This window comes from Stutzerimonas sp. R40042 (genome assembly GCF_026642215.1).
In the GTDB taxonomy this organism is placed as follows: Bacteria; Pseudomonadota; Gammaproteobacteria; order Pseudomonadales; family Pseudomonadaceae; genus Stutzerimonas; species Stutzerimonas frequens.
The window spans coordinates 492,802-508,244 of sequence record NZ_CP113258.1 but is presented as its reverse complement, the minus strand read 5'-3'; the positions used below and the strand labels follow the sequence as shown (position 1 = coordinate 508,244).

15 protein-coding genes are annotated in these 15,443 nt (G+C 63.9%); 10 read left to right on the top strand and 5 right to left on the bottom strand.

The annotated features are described in order from the left end of the window. Positions 1 to 40 precede the first annotated feature (40 nt). The 3 genes from OUY36_RS02225 to thiI all read right to left on the bottom strand — a co-directional run bounded on the left by OUY36_RS02225 (position 41) and on the right by thiI (position 5,457). Positions 41 to 1,678 carry a methyl-accepting chemotaxis protein gene (locus OUY36_RS02225; RefSeq protein ID WP_267936561.1) on the bottom strand — a complete coding sequence of 546 codons (1,638 nt, stop codon included), beginning with the start codon at positions 1,676 to 1,678 and terminating at the stop codon, positions 41 to 43. 337 nt (positions 1,679 to 2,015) lie between these two features. Further along, positions 2,016 to 3,836, bottom strand: coding sequence for a translational GTPase TypA (gene typA, locus OUY36_RS02220; RefSeq protein WP_063539459.1), 1,821 nt, complete (start codon positions 3,834 to 3,836; stop codon positions 2,016 to 2,018). Between the two features lie 166 nt (positions 3,837 to 4,002). Then, on the bottom strand, positions 4,003 to 5,457 hold the full coding sequence (thiI, locus tag OUY36_RS02215) for a tRNA uracil 4-sulfurtransferase ThiI (RefSeq protein ID WP_267931909.1): 1,455 nt from the start codon (positions 5,455 to 5,457) through the stop codon (positions 4,003 to 4,005). Positions 5,458 to 5,797: 340 nt separating this feature from the next. On the opposite strand from thiI, the gene glnA reads away from it, so the two are divergent. The 5 genes from glnA to ntrC all read left to right on the top strand — a co-directional run bounded on the left by glnA (position 5,798) and on the right by ntrC (position 11,226). Then, the gene (gene glnA / locus OUY36_RS02210; protein ID WP_003303004.1) at positions 5,798 to 7,204 is read left to right on the top strand and encodes a glutamate--ammonia ligase; all 1,407 of its coding nucleotides are present in this window, start codon (positions 5,798 to 5,800) and stop codon (positions 7,202 to 7,204) included. 165 nt (positions 7,205 to 7,369) lie between these two features. Further along, on the top strand, positions 7,370 to 7,918 hold the full coding sequence (locus OUY36_RS02205; protein WP_267936560.1) for a DUF4124 domain-containing protein: 549 nt from the start codon (positions 7,370 to 7,372) through the stop codon (positions 7,916 to 7,918). Then, a complete protein-coding gene (locus OUY36_RS02200) occupies positions 7,915 to 8,541 on the top strand; it encodes a DUF4124 domain-containing protein (protein ID WP_267936559.1) in 627 nt (208 codons plus the stop codon). Before OUY36_RS02205 ends, OUY36_RS02200 begins: the two co-directional genes overlap by 4 nt. A gap of 169 nt (positions 8,542 to 8,710) precedes the next feature. Continuing rightward, positions 8,711 to 9,793, top strand: coding sequence for a nitrogen regulation protein NR(II) (glnL, locus tag OUY36_RS02195; protein ID WP_017244102.1), 1,083 nt, complete (start codon positions 8,711 to 8,713; stop codon positions 9,791 to 9,793). After that, a complete protein-coding gene (gene ntrC / locus OUY36_RS02190; protein WP_013981495.1) occupies positions 9,790 to 11,226 on the top strand; it encodes a nitrogen regulation protein NR(I) in 1,437 nt (478 codons plus the stop codon). The genes glnL and ntrC overlap by 4 nt, the downstream gene beginning before the upstream one ends. A gap of 83 nt (positions 11,227 to 11,309) precedes the next feature. Here ntrC and OUY36_RS02185 read toward each other — a convergent pair whose 3' ends face one another. Continuing rightward, a complete protein-coding gene (locus tag OUY36_RS02185; protein WP_161612357.1) occupies positions 11,310 to 11,756 on the bottom strand; it encodes a hypothetical protein in 447 nt (148 codons plus the stop codon). Between OUY36_RS02185 and OUY36_RS02180 the strand changes: the two genes are divergently transcribed. The 5 genes from OUY36_RS02180 to OUY36_RS02160 all read left to right on the top strand — a co-directional run bounded on the left by OUY36_RS02180 (position 11,755) and on the right by OUY36_RS02160 (position 14,881). Continuing rightward, positions 11,755 to 12,237, top strand: a complete 483-nt coding sequence (locus tag OUY36_RS02180) for a tRNA (cytidine(34)-2'-O)-methyltransferase (protein ID WP_161612358.1) — start codon at positions 11,755 to 11,757, stop codon at positions 12,235 to 12,237. The two genes, OUY36_RS02185 and OUY36_RS02180, sit on opposite strands and share 2 nt — an antisense overlap. 13 nt (positions 12,238 to 12,250) lie before the next feature. Next, entirely contained in the window at positions 12,251 to 12,430 is a 180-nt protein-coding gene (locus OUY36_RS02175; RefSeq protein ID WP_202634141.1) for a hypothetical protein, read from the top strand. 121 nt (positions 12,431 to 12,551) lie between these two features. Further along, positions 12,552 to 13,088 carry an ATP-dependent protease subunit HslV gene (hslV, locus tag OUY36_RS02170; protein ID WP_014821912.1) on the top strand — a complete coding sequence of 179 codons (537 nt, stop codon included), beginning with the start codon at positions 12,552 to 12,554 and terminating at the stop codon, positions 13,086 to 13,088. Positions 13,089 to 13,115: 27 nt separating this feature from the next. Then, positions 13,116 to 14,459 (top strand): ATP-dependent protease ATPase subunit HslU, encoded by a 1,344-nt coding sequence (gene hslU / locus OUY36_RS02165; RefSeq protein WP_161612359.1) that lies wholly within the window; start codon positions 13,116 to 13,118, stop codon positions 14,457 to 14,459. Positions 14,460 to 14,506: 47 nt separating this feature from the next. Further along, entirely contained in the window at positions 14,507 to 14,881 is a 375-nt protein-coding gene (locus tag OUY36_RS02160) for a gamma-butyrobetaine hydroxylase-like domain-containing protein (RefSeq protein WP_161612360.1), read from the top strand. A 137-nt stretch (positions 14,882 to 15,018) separates the two neighbouring features. On the opposite strand, the gene OUY36_RS02155 is transcribed toward OUY36_RS02160, so the two are convergent. After that, the gene (locus OUY36_RS02155) at positions 15,019 to 15,294 is read right to left on the bottom strand and encodes a polyhydroxyalkanoic acid system family protein (protein WP_063539450.1); all 276 of its coding nucleotides are present in this window, start codon (positions 15,292 to 15,294) and stop codon (positions 15,019 to 15,021) included. Positions 15,295 to 15,443 lie beyond the last annotated feature (149 nt).

Below are 15,443 nucleotides of genomic sequence, written 5' to 3'. Positions count from 1 at the left end.
ATATTTTGCCAGGGGCTATTCGTCCGTGCGGCGCACGGGGTCAACCGCGGAAGTAGTTGACCTTGCGATTCAGCTCCTCGGCCAGCATGGTCAGGTCCTGACTGGAGGACGCCACCTGGTTCGATGCCGCTGAGCTGGCGACGGTCGAATCATGAATGCGCGTGACGCTCTGGTTGACCTCTTCGGCCACCGCGCTCTGCTCCTCGGAAGCCGTCGCGATCTGCGCGTTCATCTCGTTGATCGAACCCACTTCCTGGCGAATCTTGGTCAGCGCGTTTTCCGCCTGCAGCGTCTGTTCGACGGTCTGCTGTGCCAACTGCTTGCTCGACTGCATCACCTCCACCGCCCTGCCGGCGCCGGCCTGCAGCGAGGTGATCATCTCGCTGATTTCGCTCGACGACAGCTGCGTACGGTTGGCCAGCGAGCGCACCTCGTCGGCCACCACTGCGAAGCCGCGACCATGTTCGCCGGCGCGCGCCGCCTCGATGGCGGCGTTGAGCGCGAGCAGATTGGTCTGCTCGGCGATGGCGCTGATGACCTGCAGGATCTTCTCGATATCGCCGCTTTGCGCCGAGACCTGGTTGACGGTTTCAGTCGCGCTTTCCAGCACCTTGGCCAGGTTATGGATGGAAACGGCCGTCTCGCCGACGATTCGCGTACCGGTCTCGACCTGCTCGTCGGCGCTCTTTGCCGCAGCGGCGGCACGGGCGGCGAAGCTCGCCACCTCGTTCACCGTCGTGGCCATCTGGTTGATCGCCGTGGCGACCTGTTCGGCCTCGGCCGACTGGTGCTGGATCTGCTGGTTGCTGTTCGCCGAGGAGGTACGCAGTTCACCCGAGGCGACGCCGACGCCATCGGCGGCAGCGCGCACCTCGGCAATGATCGCGGTGAGGCGGCTGGCCATCTTCGCGGTCGCCCCCATGACGCTGTCCGGGTACGGGGTGGCGATTACCTGACCGAGATCGCCATTGGCCAGATTGCCGATCACGCGGGCCACCTCGTCCGGCTCGGCACCGAGGGTGGAACGCAGCTTGCGGATGATCACCACGGCAATGGCCACGCCCAGCAGAACCGCCACGCCGGTCACCGCGACGATGAGCGCGAGGAAGCCGCTGGCGGTCTCGCGGACCACGGTCACGTCCTGATTGATGCTCGATTCCTGGTGATCGATGAATGCGTTGATCAGCCGCAGCCATTCGGTATACGACCCGGCGACGTTTTCCAGGAGAAAGTCGTAGGCGCGCTCCGAGCCCTCGCTGAAGCGCAGTTCGACCACCTGCTGGGTCAGCGCATTGGTCTTCGCCTCGATGGCCTCGATCTGCAGCATCAACTGCTTTTCCACGGCATCGGCGGAGGGTTGCGCGAGCATCGTCTTCATCGGCGCCGCCGAGTCGGCGTACAGCTGAGCCAGCCGCTCGATCTCCGCCACCTGCTCACGGGCAAACGCGGGATCGGCCGCACTGACGGCGTCGCGCACGGCGATCGCACGGTCGTGCACGCTGCCGCGAAAGTTGATCGCATAGCGCTGCTTGAGGCCGGCCTGCGAGCTGATCTGGCTCATGCTGCGGTCGATGATGTCGACTTTGAGCGCACTGACCACGGCGACCACCACCATCAGCGCCAGGATCACCAGAAACCCCAGGCCCAGGCGCATGGATACCGACATCTGCTTGTTCATCGAACTCTCCTTGCGAGGCTGCGCGGCAGCCCATCAGCCAGTCGTTGGTGCTTCGAGCGATACACGAAGCGATGCAAAACTTGTACAGGATAATGTCACTATGACACTACCTGTACAAGTTTTTATCGACGGAATGTCGAGCGAAAGCGGGCTGAATCTGGGCATGCCTGCCGGCAAGGTGTGCTCTCGCAGGCTCAAGGGCGAGGCTTGTAGAAGCCTTGTAGAACTTTCGCAGGCCGCTCGCTGCGCGCTCGGCACGCCTGAGCAGGTCGGGCTGGCAATCAGCAGACAGCAAAAAGGCGCCCGAAGGCGCCTTTCTGTTGTCTCGCAACGGGTGTTAGACCTTGGCGCGCTCGTAGCGCTTGCGGTCGTTCTCGTTGAGCATCTTCTTGCGCAGGCGGATCGATTTCGGCGTCACTTCCACCAGCTCGTCGTCGGCGATGAACTCCAGCGCCTGCTCGAGAGTGAACTTGATCGGCGGAACCAGGGCGATGACCTCGTCCTTGCCGGAAGCGCGCATGTTGTCGAGCTTCTTGCCCTTGGTGGGGTTGATCACCAGGTCGTTGTCACGGCTGTTGATGCCGCACAGCTGGCCTTCGTAGATGTCCTGGCCGGGTTCGAGGAACAGCTTGCCGCGGGCCTGCAGGGTTTCCAGCGAGTAGGTCAGCGCGGTACCGGTGGCCATGGAGACCAGCACGCCGTTCTGGCGGTTGGTGACTTCGCCGGCCTTGATCGGGCCGTAGTGGCTGAAGGTCGAGGTCAGGATGCCGGTGCCCGAGGTCAGGGTCAGGAAGTTGTTGCGGAAGCCGATCAGTCCGCGCGCCGGGATGGTGTACTCCAGGCGGATGCGGCCCTTGCCATCGGGAATCATGTTGGTCAGATCGCCCTTGCGCAGGCCCATCTGCTCCATCACCGGCCCCTGGTGCTGCTCTTCGATGTCGATGGTGACGTTCTCGTAAGGCTCCTGCTTCTCGCCGGCCTCGTTCTCGATGATCACCACTTCCGGGCGGCCGACGGCCAGCTCGAAGCCTTCACGGCGCATGGTTTCGATCAGTACCGACAGGTGCAGTTCGCCGCGGCCGGAGACCTTGAACTTCTCCGGGCTGTCGCCCTGCTCGACGCGCAGCGCCACGTTGTGCAGCAGCTCCTTGTCCAGACGGTCCTTGATGTTGCGGCTGGTGACGAACTTGCCTTCCTTGCCGGCGAACGGCGAGTCGTTGACCTGGAAGGTCATGGAAACGGTCGGCTGGTCGACGGTCAGCGGCGGCAGCGCCTCGACGGCGCTCTGGTCGCAGAGGGTGTCGGAGATGTACAGCTCGTCCATGCCGGACACGCAGACGATGTCGCCGGCGGTGGCTTCGGCCACCTCAACCCGCTGCAGGCCGGAGTGGCCCATGATCTTCAGAACACGGCCGTTGCGCTTCTTGCCGTCGGCGCCAATGGCAGTCACCGGGGTGTTGGTCTTCACGGTGCCGCGAGCGATGCGGCCGATACCGATGACGCCAAGGAAGCTGTTGTAGTCCAGCTGCGAGATCTGCATCTGGAACGGGCCGTCGACGTCCACCTTGGGCGCCGGAACGTGGTCGATGATGGCCTGGAACAGGGCATCCATGTTGTCGTCCATGTTCTCGTGGTCCATGCCGGCGATGCCGTTCAGGGCGCTGGCGTAGACGATCGGGAAGTCCAGCTGCTCGTCGCTGGCACCGAGGTTATCGAACAGGTCGAAGATCTGGTCGATGACCCAGTCCGGACGCGCGCCCGGGCGGTCGATCTTGTTCACCACGACGATCGGACGCAGGCCGGCCTTGAACGCCTTCTGGGTCACGAAGCGGGTCTGCGGCATGGGACCGTCCTGGGCGTCGACCACCAGCAGCACGGAGTCGACCATGCTCATGACGCGCTCGACCTCACCGCCGAAGTCGGCGTGGCCGGGGGTGTCGACGATGTTGATGTTGTAGCCGTTCCACTTCAGCGCGGTGTTCTTGGCCAGGATGGTGATGCCGCGTTCCTTTTCCTGGTCGTTGGAGTCCATCACGCGCTCGTTTTCCGCTTCTTTGCGGTCGAGGGTGCCGGACAGGCGCAGCAGCTTGTCGACGAGGGTGGTCTTGCCATGGTCGACGTGGGCGATGATGGCGATGTTGCGAAGATTCTCGATCACTGATTCGTTTCTCTGTAGATAGCTTCGAGCTCGGGCTTGAAGCTGGGAATTGTCCGGACGACGTCAGGCTGTCCGAGTTGTAACGACTGGGCCTTGCGATCAGCAGCGGTCGGGAGGGCGGTGGCGAATGCTGCCACCCAACAGCCCCGGCTGTTTCACCGATGCGTCAGGCCGGACGATAGACGCGAACATTCACATGCCCCTCGCTCAGCAGATGGTGAGCATGCAGGCGGCTCATGACACCTTTGTCGCAATACAGCAGGTACTGGCGGTTTTCATCCAGCTCCTTGAAACGGTTGTTCAGCGCGTAGAACGGCAAGGTCTGAACTTCGATGCCGGACAGTTCGAGGGGTTCGTCCTCGGCGGCGTCGGGGTGACGAATGTCGAGGATGACCTGGCCGGCCGTCGCCTCGCTGACCTCCTCGACCTTGATGTCTTCGCCCAACTCATCGATCACCCGGTCGATCGGTACCTGGCGGGCACTGGCCAGAGCGCGCTCGAGGATGGCCATGTCGAACTGCTTTTCCTCGTGCTCGACGCGATAGCGCTTGGCGCGGGTGGTCGGGTTCTTCGAGATCACGCCGCAGTATTCGGGCATGTTCTTGGCGAACTCGGCGGTGCCGATCTCGAAGGCGGTGTCGATGATGTCCTGCTTGTGGCTGGCGATCAGCGGGCGCAGCACCAGCATGTCGGTGGCCGAATCGATCACCGAGAGGTTCGGCAGGGTCTGGCTGGAGACCTGGGAAATCGCCTCGCCGGTGACCAGTGCGTCGATGTGCAGGCGCTCGGCGATCTCGGTAGAGGCGCGCAGCATCATGCGCTTCAACACCACGCCCATCTGGCTGTTGTCGACCTTCTGCAGGATCTCGCCGACCACTTCCTCGAACGGCACGCTGATGAACAGCACGCGGTGCGAGCTGCCGTACTTCTTCCATAGATAGTGGGCCACTTCCATCACGCCCAGCTCATGGGCGCGGCCGCCGAGGTTGAAGAAGCAGAAATGGGTCATCAGGCCGCGACGCATCATCTGGTAGGCGGCAACGGTGGAGTCGAACCCCCCGGACATCAGCACCAGGGTCTGTTCCAGCGCACCCAGCGGATAGCCGCCAATGCCGTCGTGCTGCTCGTGGACGACGAACAGGCGCTGGTCGCGAATTTCCATGCGCACTTCGACTTCCGGCGCCTTCAGCGAAATGCCGGAGGCGCCGCACTGCTGGCGCAGCTGGCTGCCGACATGCCGTTCGACGTCCATGGAGCTGAACGGGTGCTTGCCGGCGCGCTTGCAGCGCACCGCGAAGATCTTGCCCGGCAGGCGCTCGGCGTAGTGTGCCTTGCACTTGGCGACGATGTCGTCGAGATCGCCCAGCGGATACTCGTGCACCTCCAGGCAATGGGCGATGCCGGGCGTGCAGCGCAGGCGCTCGATCATCTCGCGCAGCGGCTTCGATTCGCTGAGCGCGGTTTCCACCTCAATGTTGTCCCACACGCCTTCGACCCGCACCTCGGGGTCGAGCTCGCGCAGCACGGTGCGGATGTTCTTCGCCAACTGGCGAATGAAGCCCTTGCGCACCGGCGGGCTCTTGATGGTGATTTCGGGGAAAACCTTGACGATCAGCTTCATGGAAACAGCGCGGGTGCCGGTGTGGCTGGAAAAGAGGGGCGCGGAGTATAGCGGAAACTGCTCAAGTTTTAATCGGTTTCTTTGAGTCGCGCCCGTACGCACCAAAAAGATGCGTAACCGAGACCGCTCGCACCATTAGCGCGCACGTTTTCGTGCAGGAAGCTAGGATTTAGCACGCCCCATCGCCACGGCAGCGCAGTGGCGGGCCTGCAGTTCCAAGACGGAGCACTGGCATGCAATTTGCTCCCTTGTGAGGCAGGTCGCCTTGGCGGAACATCGCCGCCCGGCTTCACCCTGATTCGGAAGCTCACTGTCACGCTTCCACCACTTGGAGAACACCATGTCGAAGTCGCTTCAACTGATCAAAGATTACGATGTGAAGTGGATTGATCTGCGCTTCACCGATACCAAAGGCAAGCAGCACCACGTCACCGTCCCGGCTCGTGATGCCCAGGATGAAGACTTCTTCGAGCACGGCAAGATGTTCGACGGTTCGTCCATCCATGGCTGGAAAGGCATCGAAGCCTCCGACATGATCCTGATGCCGGTCGACGAGACCGCTGTGCTCGATCCGTTCACCGAAGAGCCGACCCTGATCCTGGTCTGCGACATCGTCGAGCCGAGCACCATGCAGGGCTACGACCGCGATCCGCGCTCCATCGCCAAGCGCGCCGAGGAGTTCCTCAAGTCCACCGGCATCGGTGACACCGTATTCGTCGGCCCGGAGCCGGAGTTCTTCATCTTCGACCAGGTCAAGTTCAAGTCGGACATCTCCGGCTCGATGTTCAAGATCTACTCCGAGCAGGGCTCCTGGATGACCGACCAGGACGTCGAAGGCGGCAACAAGGGCCACCGCCCGGCCGTCAAGGGCGGTTATTTCCCGGTTCCGCCGTGCGACCACGACCACGAAATCCGTACCGCCATGTGCAACGCCATGGAAGAGATGGGCCTGGTCGTCGAAGTACACCACCACGAAGTGGCCACTGCCGGTCAGAACGAAATCGGCGTGAAGTTCAACACCCTGGTCGCCAAGGCTGACGAAGTTCAGACCCTGAAGTACTGCGTACACAACGTCGCCGACGCCTACGGCAAGACCGCGACCTTCATGCCGAAGCCGCTGTATGGCGACAACGGTTCAGGCATGCACGTGCACATGTCGATCTCCAAGGACGGCAAGAACACCTTCGCTGGCGAAGGCTATGCCGGTCTGTCCGAGACCGCGCTGTACTTCATCGGCGGCATCATCAAGCACGGCAAGGCGCTGAACGGCTTCACCAACCCGTCGACCAACTCCTACAAGCGTCTGGTCCCGGGCTTCGAAGCACCGGTCATGCTGGCCTACTCGGCCCGCAACCGTTCCGCCTCGATCCGTATTCCGTACGTGTCCAGCCCGAAAGCCCGTCGTATCGAAGCGCGCTTCCCGGACCCGGCTGCCAACCCGTACCTGTGCTTCGCTGCACTGCTGATGGCTGGCCTGGATGGCATCCAGAACAAGATCCACCCTGGCGATGCGGCCGACAAGAACCTGTACGATCTGCCGCCGGAAGAAGGCAAGCTGATCCCGCAGGTCTGCGGCAGCCTGAAGGAAGCCCTGGAAGAGCTGGACAAGGGCCGTGCGTTCCTGACCAAGGGCGGCGTGTTCTCCGACGAGTTCATCGATGCCTACATCGAGCTGAAGTCCGAGGAAGAGATCAAGGTGCGCACCTTCGTGCACCCGCTGGAATACGACCTGTACTACAGCGTCTGATCCAGTTCGCGTGACAGGAAGGCCACCCTCGGGTGGCCTTCTTCGTTTCTGCCCGGCGACTGCGATCCATGCAGCTTGTCACGCCTCGCAAATCGCAGCGATCGTGCTTGCCTGAAGGCCGTTGCAGTGCAAGGCTTCGACGGTCCACCTCCTGCGGAGCCTCCCATGCGTAGCGCCCTGTTCAGCCTGCTGTTCATCCTCAGCGTCCCGGCCTTCGCCGAGATCTACAAGTACACCGACGAGCAAGGCAACACGGTGTTCACCAACCAACCGCCGGAAGGCGTGCAGGCCGATACGGTGGATCTGCCACCGGCCAATACCGTCAATATCCGCACGCCCGAGCCGCCACCGCCATTGCCAGACAGTCAGCAGACGCAGCAGGCGCCCTACCAGACGTTGCAGGTAGCCGGCATTCCCGATGACGAGGCGCTGCGCGCCAACAACGGCAGCTTCGTCGTCAGCGCTGTGCTGGAGCCACCACTGCAACCCGGCCACAGCCTGCGCTTCGTACTGGACGGCATCCCTCAGGCCGCCGCCAGCGCGGCCACGTCCCTGCAACTGAACAATGTCGAACGCGGCGAACACCGGCTGCACGTCGAGATATTGAGCGGCGAGCGGGTCATTCAGCGCAGCCAGCCGGAGCGGTTCACGGTGCAGCGTGTGCATACCTCGAGCCCGGCGTTGCGGCCGAAGCCGGCGAGGCCCGCGCCTTGAGAATCGTTCGCCAGGCAGCTGCCATCCTGCTGCTCGCCAGTGCGCTGCCAGCTCTCGCCGGCGTCTATTCCTACATAGATGCGGAGGGCAATCGGGTCTTTACCGATCGCCCGGCCGGCCAGATGGCGGAGGAGGTACGGCTAAAGCCATCGAACAGCATGCCTGCGCCACCCGTGCAGGCCGCACCGACCGCCGGGCCAGCGGTGAAAGCAACACCCGTCGACTATCGGCTGCACATCATCAGTCCGACCGAGGACGAGGCGATCCGCAACAACGCGGGCACGATCAACGTAACCCTGCAAGCCGAGCCTGCGCTGCAACCCGGGCACGCTTATCAGGTGCTGCTCGACGGACAGCCGTTCGGTGCGCCAGCCGCGCAGGCGGAATTCGAACTGAGCAATGTCGATCGCGGCACACACCAGCTGGCGGTGGCGGTGATCGATGAGCAGGAACGCGAACTGCAACGCAGTGCGATCCGGTCCTTTCACCTGCTTCGCACCTCTCTGGCCCAGCGACGCATGGTCAACCCGTGCAAGAAGGCCGATTACGGCGTGCGCCCGGAATGCCCGCTTAAGGACAAACCGGTAGAAAAACGCGACATTCCCTTCGTGCCCTTTCTATGATCATTGAGTGCACCTGTTTGGTGCGCCCAATGAACGAGCCGATCGCTCGTCACCAAATTGGGTCACCGGACAGCCCGTAGGGCTGCAGCATCAGGCCGATCCGCGCCGCAATGGCGCGCTTGGTTTGGTTCTTGCATTTCCTGCATGAACCTCCGGATGCAGACCAGTCATGATCAACGAAGCCCTGCAACGCCTGCTGATCGAGAACCTGACCACCGCGACGCTGCTGCTCAACTCGCGCTTGCGCCTGGAGTACATGAACCCGGCGGCCGAAATGCTGCTGGCCGTCAGCGGTCAGCGCAGCCATGGGCAATTCATCAGCGAACTGTTCACCGAATCGCCGGAAGCCTTGGCGGCATTGCGCCAGGCTGTGGAAGAAGCCCACCCGTTCACCAAGCGCGAAGCCACCCTGACCTCCGCCACCGGCCAGTCGCTGACCGTCGACTACGCCGTGACCCCGGTACTGACGCGCCAGGAGACCATGCTGTTACTGGAAGTGCTGCCGCGCGACCGGTTGCTGCGCATCACCAAGGAAGAGGCCCAGCTGTCCAAGCAGGAAACCACCAAGATGCTGGTGCGCGGCCTGGCCCACGAGATCAAGAATCCGCTGGGTGGCATCCGCGGCGCGGCACAGCTGCTGGCCCGCGAGCTGCCGGAAGAACATCTGAAGGACTACACAGAGGTCATCATCGAGGAGGCCGACCGTCTGCGTAATCTGGTCGACCGCATGCTGGGCTCGAACAAGCTGCCGTCGCTGGCGATGACCAATATCCACGAAGTGCTCGAACATGTGGCCAGCCTGATCGAGGCCGAATGCCAGGGAAGCATCATTTTGGTGCGCGACTACGACCCGAGCATTCCGGAGGTCCTGATGGACCGCGAACAGATGATCCAGGCCGTGCTCAATATCATGCGCAACGCCATGCAGGCGCTGGCCGGGCAGAACGAACTGGGCCTCGGCCGCCTCACCCTGCGCACCCGCACGCTGCGCCAGTTCACCATCGGCCATATCCGCCATCGCCTGGTGGCGCGCATCGAGATCATCGACAACGGCCCGGGCATCCCCGCCGAACTGCAGAACACGCTCTTCTACCCGATGGTCAGCGGTCGCCCGGACGGAACCGGGCTGGGCCTGGCCATCACCCAGAACATCATCAGTCAGCACCAGGGTCTGATCGAATGCGAGAGCCATCCTGGCCATACCGTGTTCTCGATCTTCCTACCGCTGGAACAAGGAGCCACATCAGCATGAGCCGAAGCGAAAACGTCTGGATCGTCGACGACGACCGCTCCATCCGCTGGGTCCTGGAAAAGGCCCTGCAACAGGAAGGCATGGCCACGCAGAGCTTCGACAGCGCTGACAGCGTGCTGGCCCGCCTCGCCCGCCAGCAGCCGGATGTGATCATCTCCGACATCCGCATGCCCGGCCTCAGCGGCCTGGACATGCTCTCGCAGATCCGCGAGCAGTACCCGCGCCTGCCGGTGATCATCATGACCGCGCACTCCGACCTGGATAGCGCGGTGGCTTCCTACCAGGGCGGCGCCTTCGAGTACCTGCCCAAGCCGTTCGACGTCGACGACGCCGTGTCGCTGGTCAAGCGCGCCAACCAGCACGCCCAGGAACAGCAGAACCAGCAGCAGCCGGCCAATCGTCATCACACGCCGGAGATCATCGGCGAGGCACCGGCGATGCAGGAGGTGTTCCGCGCCATCGGTCGCCTCAGCCATTCCAACATCACCGTGCTGATCAATGGCGAGTCGGGTACCGGCAAGGAGCTGGTGGCCCACGCGCTGCACCGCCACAGCCCGCGCTCGGCCTCGCCGTTCATCGCGCTGAACATGGCGGCGATCCCCAAGGATCTGATGGAATCCGAGCTGTTCGGTCACGAGAAAGGTGCCTTCACCGGTGCGGCCAACCAGCGCCGCGGCCGCTTCGAGCAGGCCGACGGCGGCACCCTGTTCCTCGACGAGATCGGCGACATGCCGGCCGACACCCAGACCCGTCTGTTACGCGTACTGGCCGATGGCGAGTTCTACCGGGTCGGCGGCCACACGCCGGTGCGGGTCGACGTGCGCATCATTGCCGCCACGCACCAGGACCTGGAAACCCTGGTGCAGGCCGGCAAGTTTCGCGAAGACCTGTTCCACCGGCTGAACGTCATCCGCATCCACATTCCGCGCCTGTCCGATCGCCGCGAGGACATCCCGGCACTCGCCGAGCACTTCCTCGCCAGCGCCGCGCAGGAACTGTCGGTGGAGACCAAGGTGCTCAAGCCGGAAACCAAGGAATACCTGCAGCACCTGCCCTGGCCGGGCAACGTGCGCCAGCTGGAGAACACCTGCCGCTGGATCACGGTCATGGCGTCCGGGCGCGAAGTACATGTCGACGACCTGCCGCCGGAGCTGCTCAACCAGCAGGCCGAGGCGCAGCCGGCGCACAACTGGGAACAGGCGCTGCGCAACTGGTCCGATCAGGCCCTGGCGCGCGGCCAGAGCAACCTGCTCGACGAGGCCGTACCGGCCTTCGAGCGCATCATGATCGAGACTGCGCTCAAGCACACCGCCGGTCGCCGCCGCGACGCCGCGCTGCTGCTCGGCTGGGGTCGCAACACCCTGACACGCAAGATCAAGGAGCTGGGCATGCGCGTCGATGGCAGCGATGACGACGACGGCGACGACAGCTGATCAGACGCTGATCCGATCTGCGACTTAGAACCCCGCCACTGGCGGGGTTCTTCTTTCTGACGCACCAGCCATGTGCGAATCCGTCATGGCCGCCAGGGCGACACGCTGACCTGCACCTGCCAGCCGCCGTCGCCGCGCGCGCCCTGCCACTGCCCCTGCAGCCGCCGCGCCGCCACCAGATGCAACAGCAGGCCCTTCTCGGTCTGTTGCACGCGCCAGGCCACCGGCATGCCGTCGATCTGCAGCTGCCCGGACTGCGGCTCGCCCTCGGCCTGGAACAACAGGGCGAACGCCCCTTCGAGGTGCTCGTCATACACCTCGGGCTCGCGGTCGAACTGCAGCGAAAGGCCTTGCGGCTGCACCTGCACCAGTTCTAGTTGCACCGGCCCCGGCGCGGTGAGCCGGCCGATCATCAGCCCGATCAGCAGACCGATCAGCACCAGCGAGCCGAAAAAGCGCCGCCGCAGCCGCGGCATCGGGTCCTGCTCCCCGGTAGAATGCCGCCGATCCTCAACCTCGGTGCTGCGCATGTTTCACGTGATCCTGTTCCAACCGGAAATACCGCCCAATACCGGCAACATTATCAGGCTCTGCGCCAATACCGGCTGCTACCTGCACCTGATCGAGCCGCTGGGTTACGAGCTGGACGATAAACGCCTGCGCCGCGCCGGCCTGGATTATCACGAATACGCCACGCTGGAGCGCCACGCCGATCTGCCGAGCTGCCTCGCGCGGATCGGCATCGACGCCGCCAACCCGGACGGCCCACGGCTGTTCGCCTTCACCACCAAGGGCTCGCAGCCCTTTCACGAGGTCCGCTACCGGCGCGGCGACGCGCTGCTGTTCGGCCCCGAAAGCCGCGGCCTGCCGCTAGAGATCCGCGATGCCCTGCCCAACGAGCAGCGCCTGCGCCTGCCGATGCGCCCCGACAGCCGCAGCCTGAACCTGTCGAACACCGTGGCCGTCGCGGTGTACGAGGCCTGGCGTCAGCACGGTTTCGCCATGGAGTGAATCGCACCGCCTGGTGACTAAGCGCCGTGAACATTCCGGCCTCGGCCCCGTCGTAAACGGACAAGCTGGCAAGGTGCCGGCGGCCAAGTCGATTCCGGTCAGGTTACGCAAGATGATCGCCGCCGAGGTCGCCGGCAACGTGCCGCGCCAGCCCCGTCACCCGCAACGCAGCGAACAGCCCCGGCCTGACTGAGCGCCTCGCGCGGAACCGCGATTGCAGGTGAACCTCGCCGACAGCTGTTGAAAAGCCGGCAGCAGTCCCCCATATCAACCGCATTCGGGCATTCATCGCCCCGCAGTGTGGAGATTTTCCCTTGACCACCATCGTTTCAGTGCGCCGCAACGGCAAAGTCGTCATGGGCGGCGACGGCCAGGTTTCCCTCGGCAATACCGTCATGAAAGGCAACGCCAAGAAGGTCCGCCGTCTCTATCACGGCCAGGTCCTGGCCGGCTTCGCCGGCGCCACCGCCGATGCCTTCACTCTCTTCGAGCGTTTCGAAGGCCAGCTGGAAAAGCACCAGGGCCATCTGGTGCGCGCCGCCGTCGAGCTGGCCAAGGACTGGCGTACCGACCGCTCCCTGAGCCGCCTGGAAGCCATGCTCGCCGTGGCCAACAAGGACGCCTCGCTGATCATCACCGGCAACGGCGATGTGGTGCAGCCCGAAGACGATCTGATCGCCATGGGCTCCGGCGGCGGCTTCGCCCAGGCCGCGGCCAAGGCCCTGCTGCTCAAGGCCGGCGCCGACATGTCGGCCCAGGAAATCGCCGAGACCGCGCTGAACATCGCTGGCAGCATCTGCGTGTTCACCAATCAGAACCTGACCATCGAGGAGCTCGACAGCGCGATCTGATCGCCTGTCGTTCCGGAGTACCGCACCATGTCCATGACGCCCCGCGAGATCGTCCACGAACTCAACCGCCACATCATCGGCCAGGACGACGCCAAGCGCGCCGTGGCCATCGCCCTGCGCAACCGCTGGCGGCGCATGCAGCTGCCGGCCGAGCTGCGCCAGGAAGTCACGCCGAAGAACATCCTGATGATCGGCCCCACCGGCGTCGGCAAGACCGAGATCGCGCGCCGCCTGGCCAAGCTGGCCAACGCACCATTCCTGAAGGTGGAAGCGACCAAGTTCACCGAGGTCGGCTATGTCGGCCGTGACGTCGAGTCGATCATCCGCGACCTGGCCGACGCGGCGCTGAAGATGCTGCGCGAGCAGGAGGTGCACAAGATGCGCCACCGTGCCGAAGACGCCGCCGAAGAACGCATCCTCGATGCGCTGCTGCCGCCGGCACGGCCGGTGGGCTTCTCCGAGGAGCCGGTGCAGAGCGGCGATTCCAACACCCGTCAGCTGTTCCGCAAGCGCCTGCGCGAAGGCCAGCTGGACGACAAGGAAATCGACATCGAGGTCGCCGAGAGCCCGGCCGGGGTGGAAATCATGGCCCCGCCCGGCATGGAGGAGATGACCAACCAGCTGCAGAACCTCTTCGCCAACATGGGCAAGGGCAAGAAGAAGAGCCGCAAGCTGAAGATCAAGGAAGCCTTCAAGCTCATTCGCGACGAGGAAGCCGCGCGCCTGGTCAACGAAGAAGACCTCAAGGCCCGTGCCCTGGAGGCGGTGGAGCAGAACGGCATCGTTTTCATCGACGAGATCGACAAGGTCGCCAAGCGCGGCAACACCGGCGGCGCCGACGTTTCCCGCGAGGGTGTGCAGCGTGATCTGCTGCCGCTGATCGAGGGCAGCACGGTCAATACCAAGCTGGGCATGGTCAAGACCGACCATATCCTCTTCATCGCCTCCGGCGCCTTCCACCTCTCCAAGCCCAGCGACCTGGTGCCGGAACTGCAGGGTCGCCTGCCGATCCGCGTAGAACTCAAAGCGCTGTCACCTGAAGACTTCGAGCGCATCCTCACCGAGCCGCATGCGGCGCTCACCGAGCAGTACCGCGAGCTGCTGAAAACCGAAGGGCTGCACATCGAGTTTCTCGAGGACGGCATCAAACGCATCGCCGAGATCGCCTGGCAGGTCAACGAGAAGACCGAGAACATCGGCGCCCGTCGCCTGCACACCTTGCTCGAGCGGCTGTTGGAAGAGGTCTCCTTCAGCGCCGCCGACCTGGCCGGCAAGCAGCAGGGCGAGCCGATCCGCATCGACGCTGCCTATGTCAACGAGCACCTCGGCGAGCTGGCGCAGGACGAAGACCTGTCGCGCTATATCCTCTGACCGTAGCGGCCGTGGCAATCGCCACGGCCGATTTTCCGGAGCGTCGCATGCGCATCCCCACCACGATCAAGCTGCACAAGGCGTCCAGGACGCTGGAACTGGAATACGGCGCCGATGAGCGCTACCTGCTGCCGGCCGAATTCCTGCGCGTGCACTCGCCGTCGGCGGAAGTGCAGGGCCACGGCAATCCGGTGCTGCAGACCGGCAAGCTGAATGTCGCGCTGGAGCAGATCGAGCCGGCCGGTCAGTATGCGTTGAAGCTGACCTTCAGCGATGGCCACGACAGCGGCCTCTACACCTGGGACTACCTCGAGCGCCTGGCGCTGAATCAGCAGGCGCTGTGGGAGGACTATGTCGCGGCACTGGCGGCCGCCGGAAAATCCCGCGACCCCGATGAGTCGGTGGTCAAGCTGATGCTCTGAAAGGAAACCGTAGGGTGGATCACGCTTAGTCGATCCACCGAACAGCGTCGATGCTCCGCGGCCGTGGATGTAAAAATCGACAGCAACCCTACGTCCCGCGCACCTTATTGCGACCGACAGGCCTCAGGCCAGCTGCCTCAGGCCAGCGCCTTGTCCAGTGCCCGCTCGATCTGGCCCTGGATACTGCTGCCCATGGCCGAGAGCAGCAGACCGAGGTTGAGCAGCACTTTGACGCTGTCCTCGTAGACTTCGATCCGCCCGTCCGCACCGCTGCGCCTGACCGCCAGCACATCGCCCTGCCATTGGCAGCTCACGCCGAACTCGCGGGCCAATCGCGCGGCCAGTTCGTCGGCCTTTTCACGCGCGGCCTCGCGGCCGAGATTGTGGGAACGTTCGACGATGATCTGGGCCATGACGACTCTTTGCGGCGAAAAAGGCTGCGCACTATAGCAGTTTGCTGCCATTCCTCACGGCCTCGAAGGGCCGCACAGGGGATTCTGTAGCCAAATTTTTCCGGCGCCCCGCTGTCCCAAACCGCAGGTCATCAAGGAGTGAGGAGATG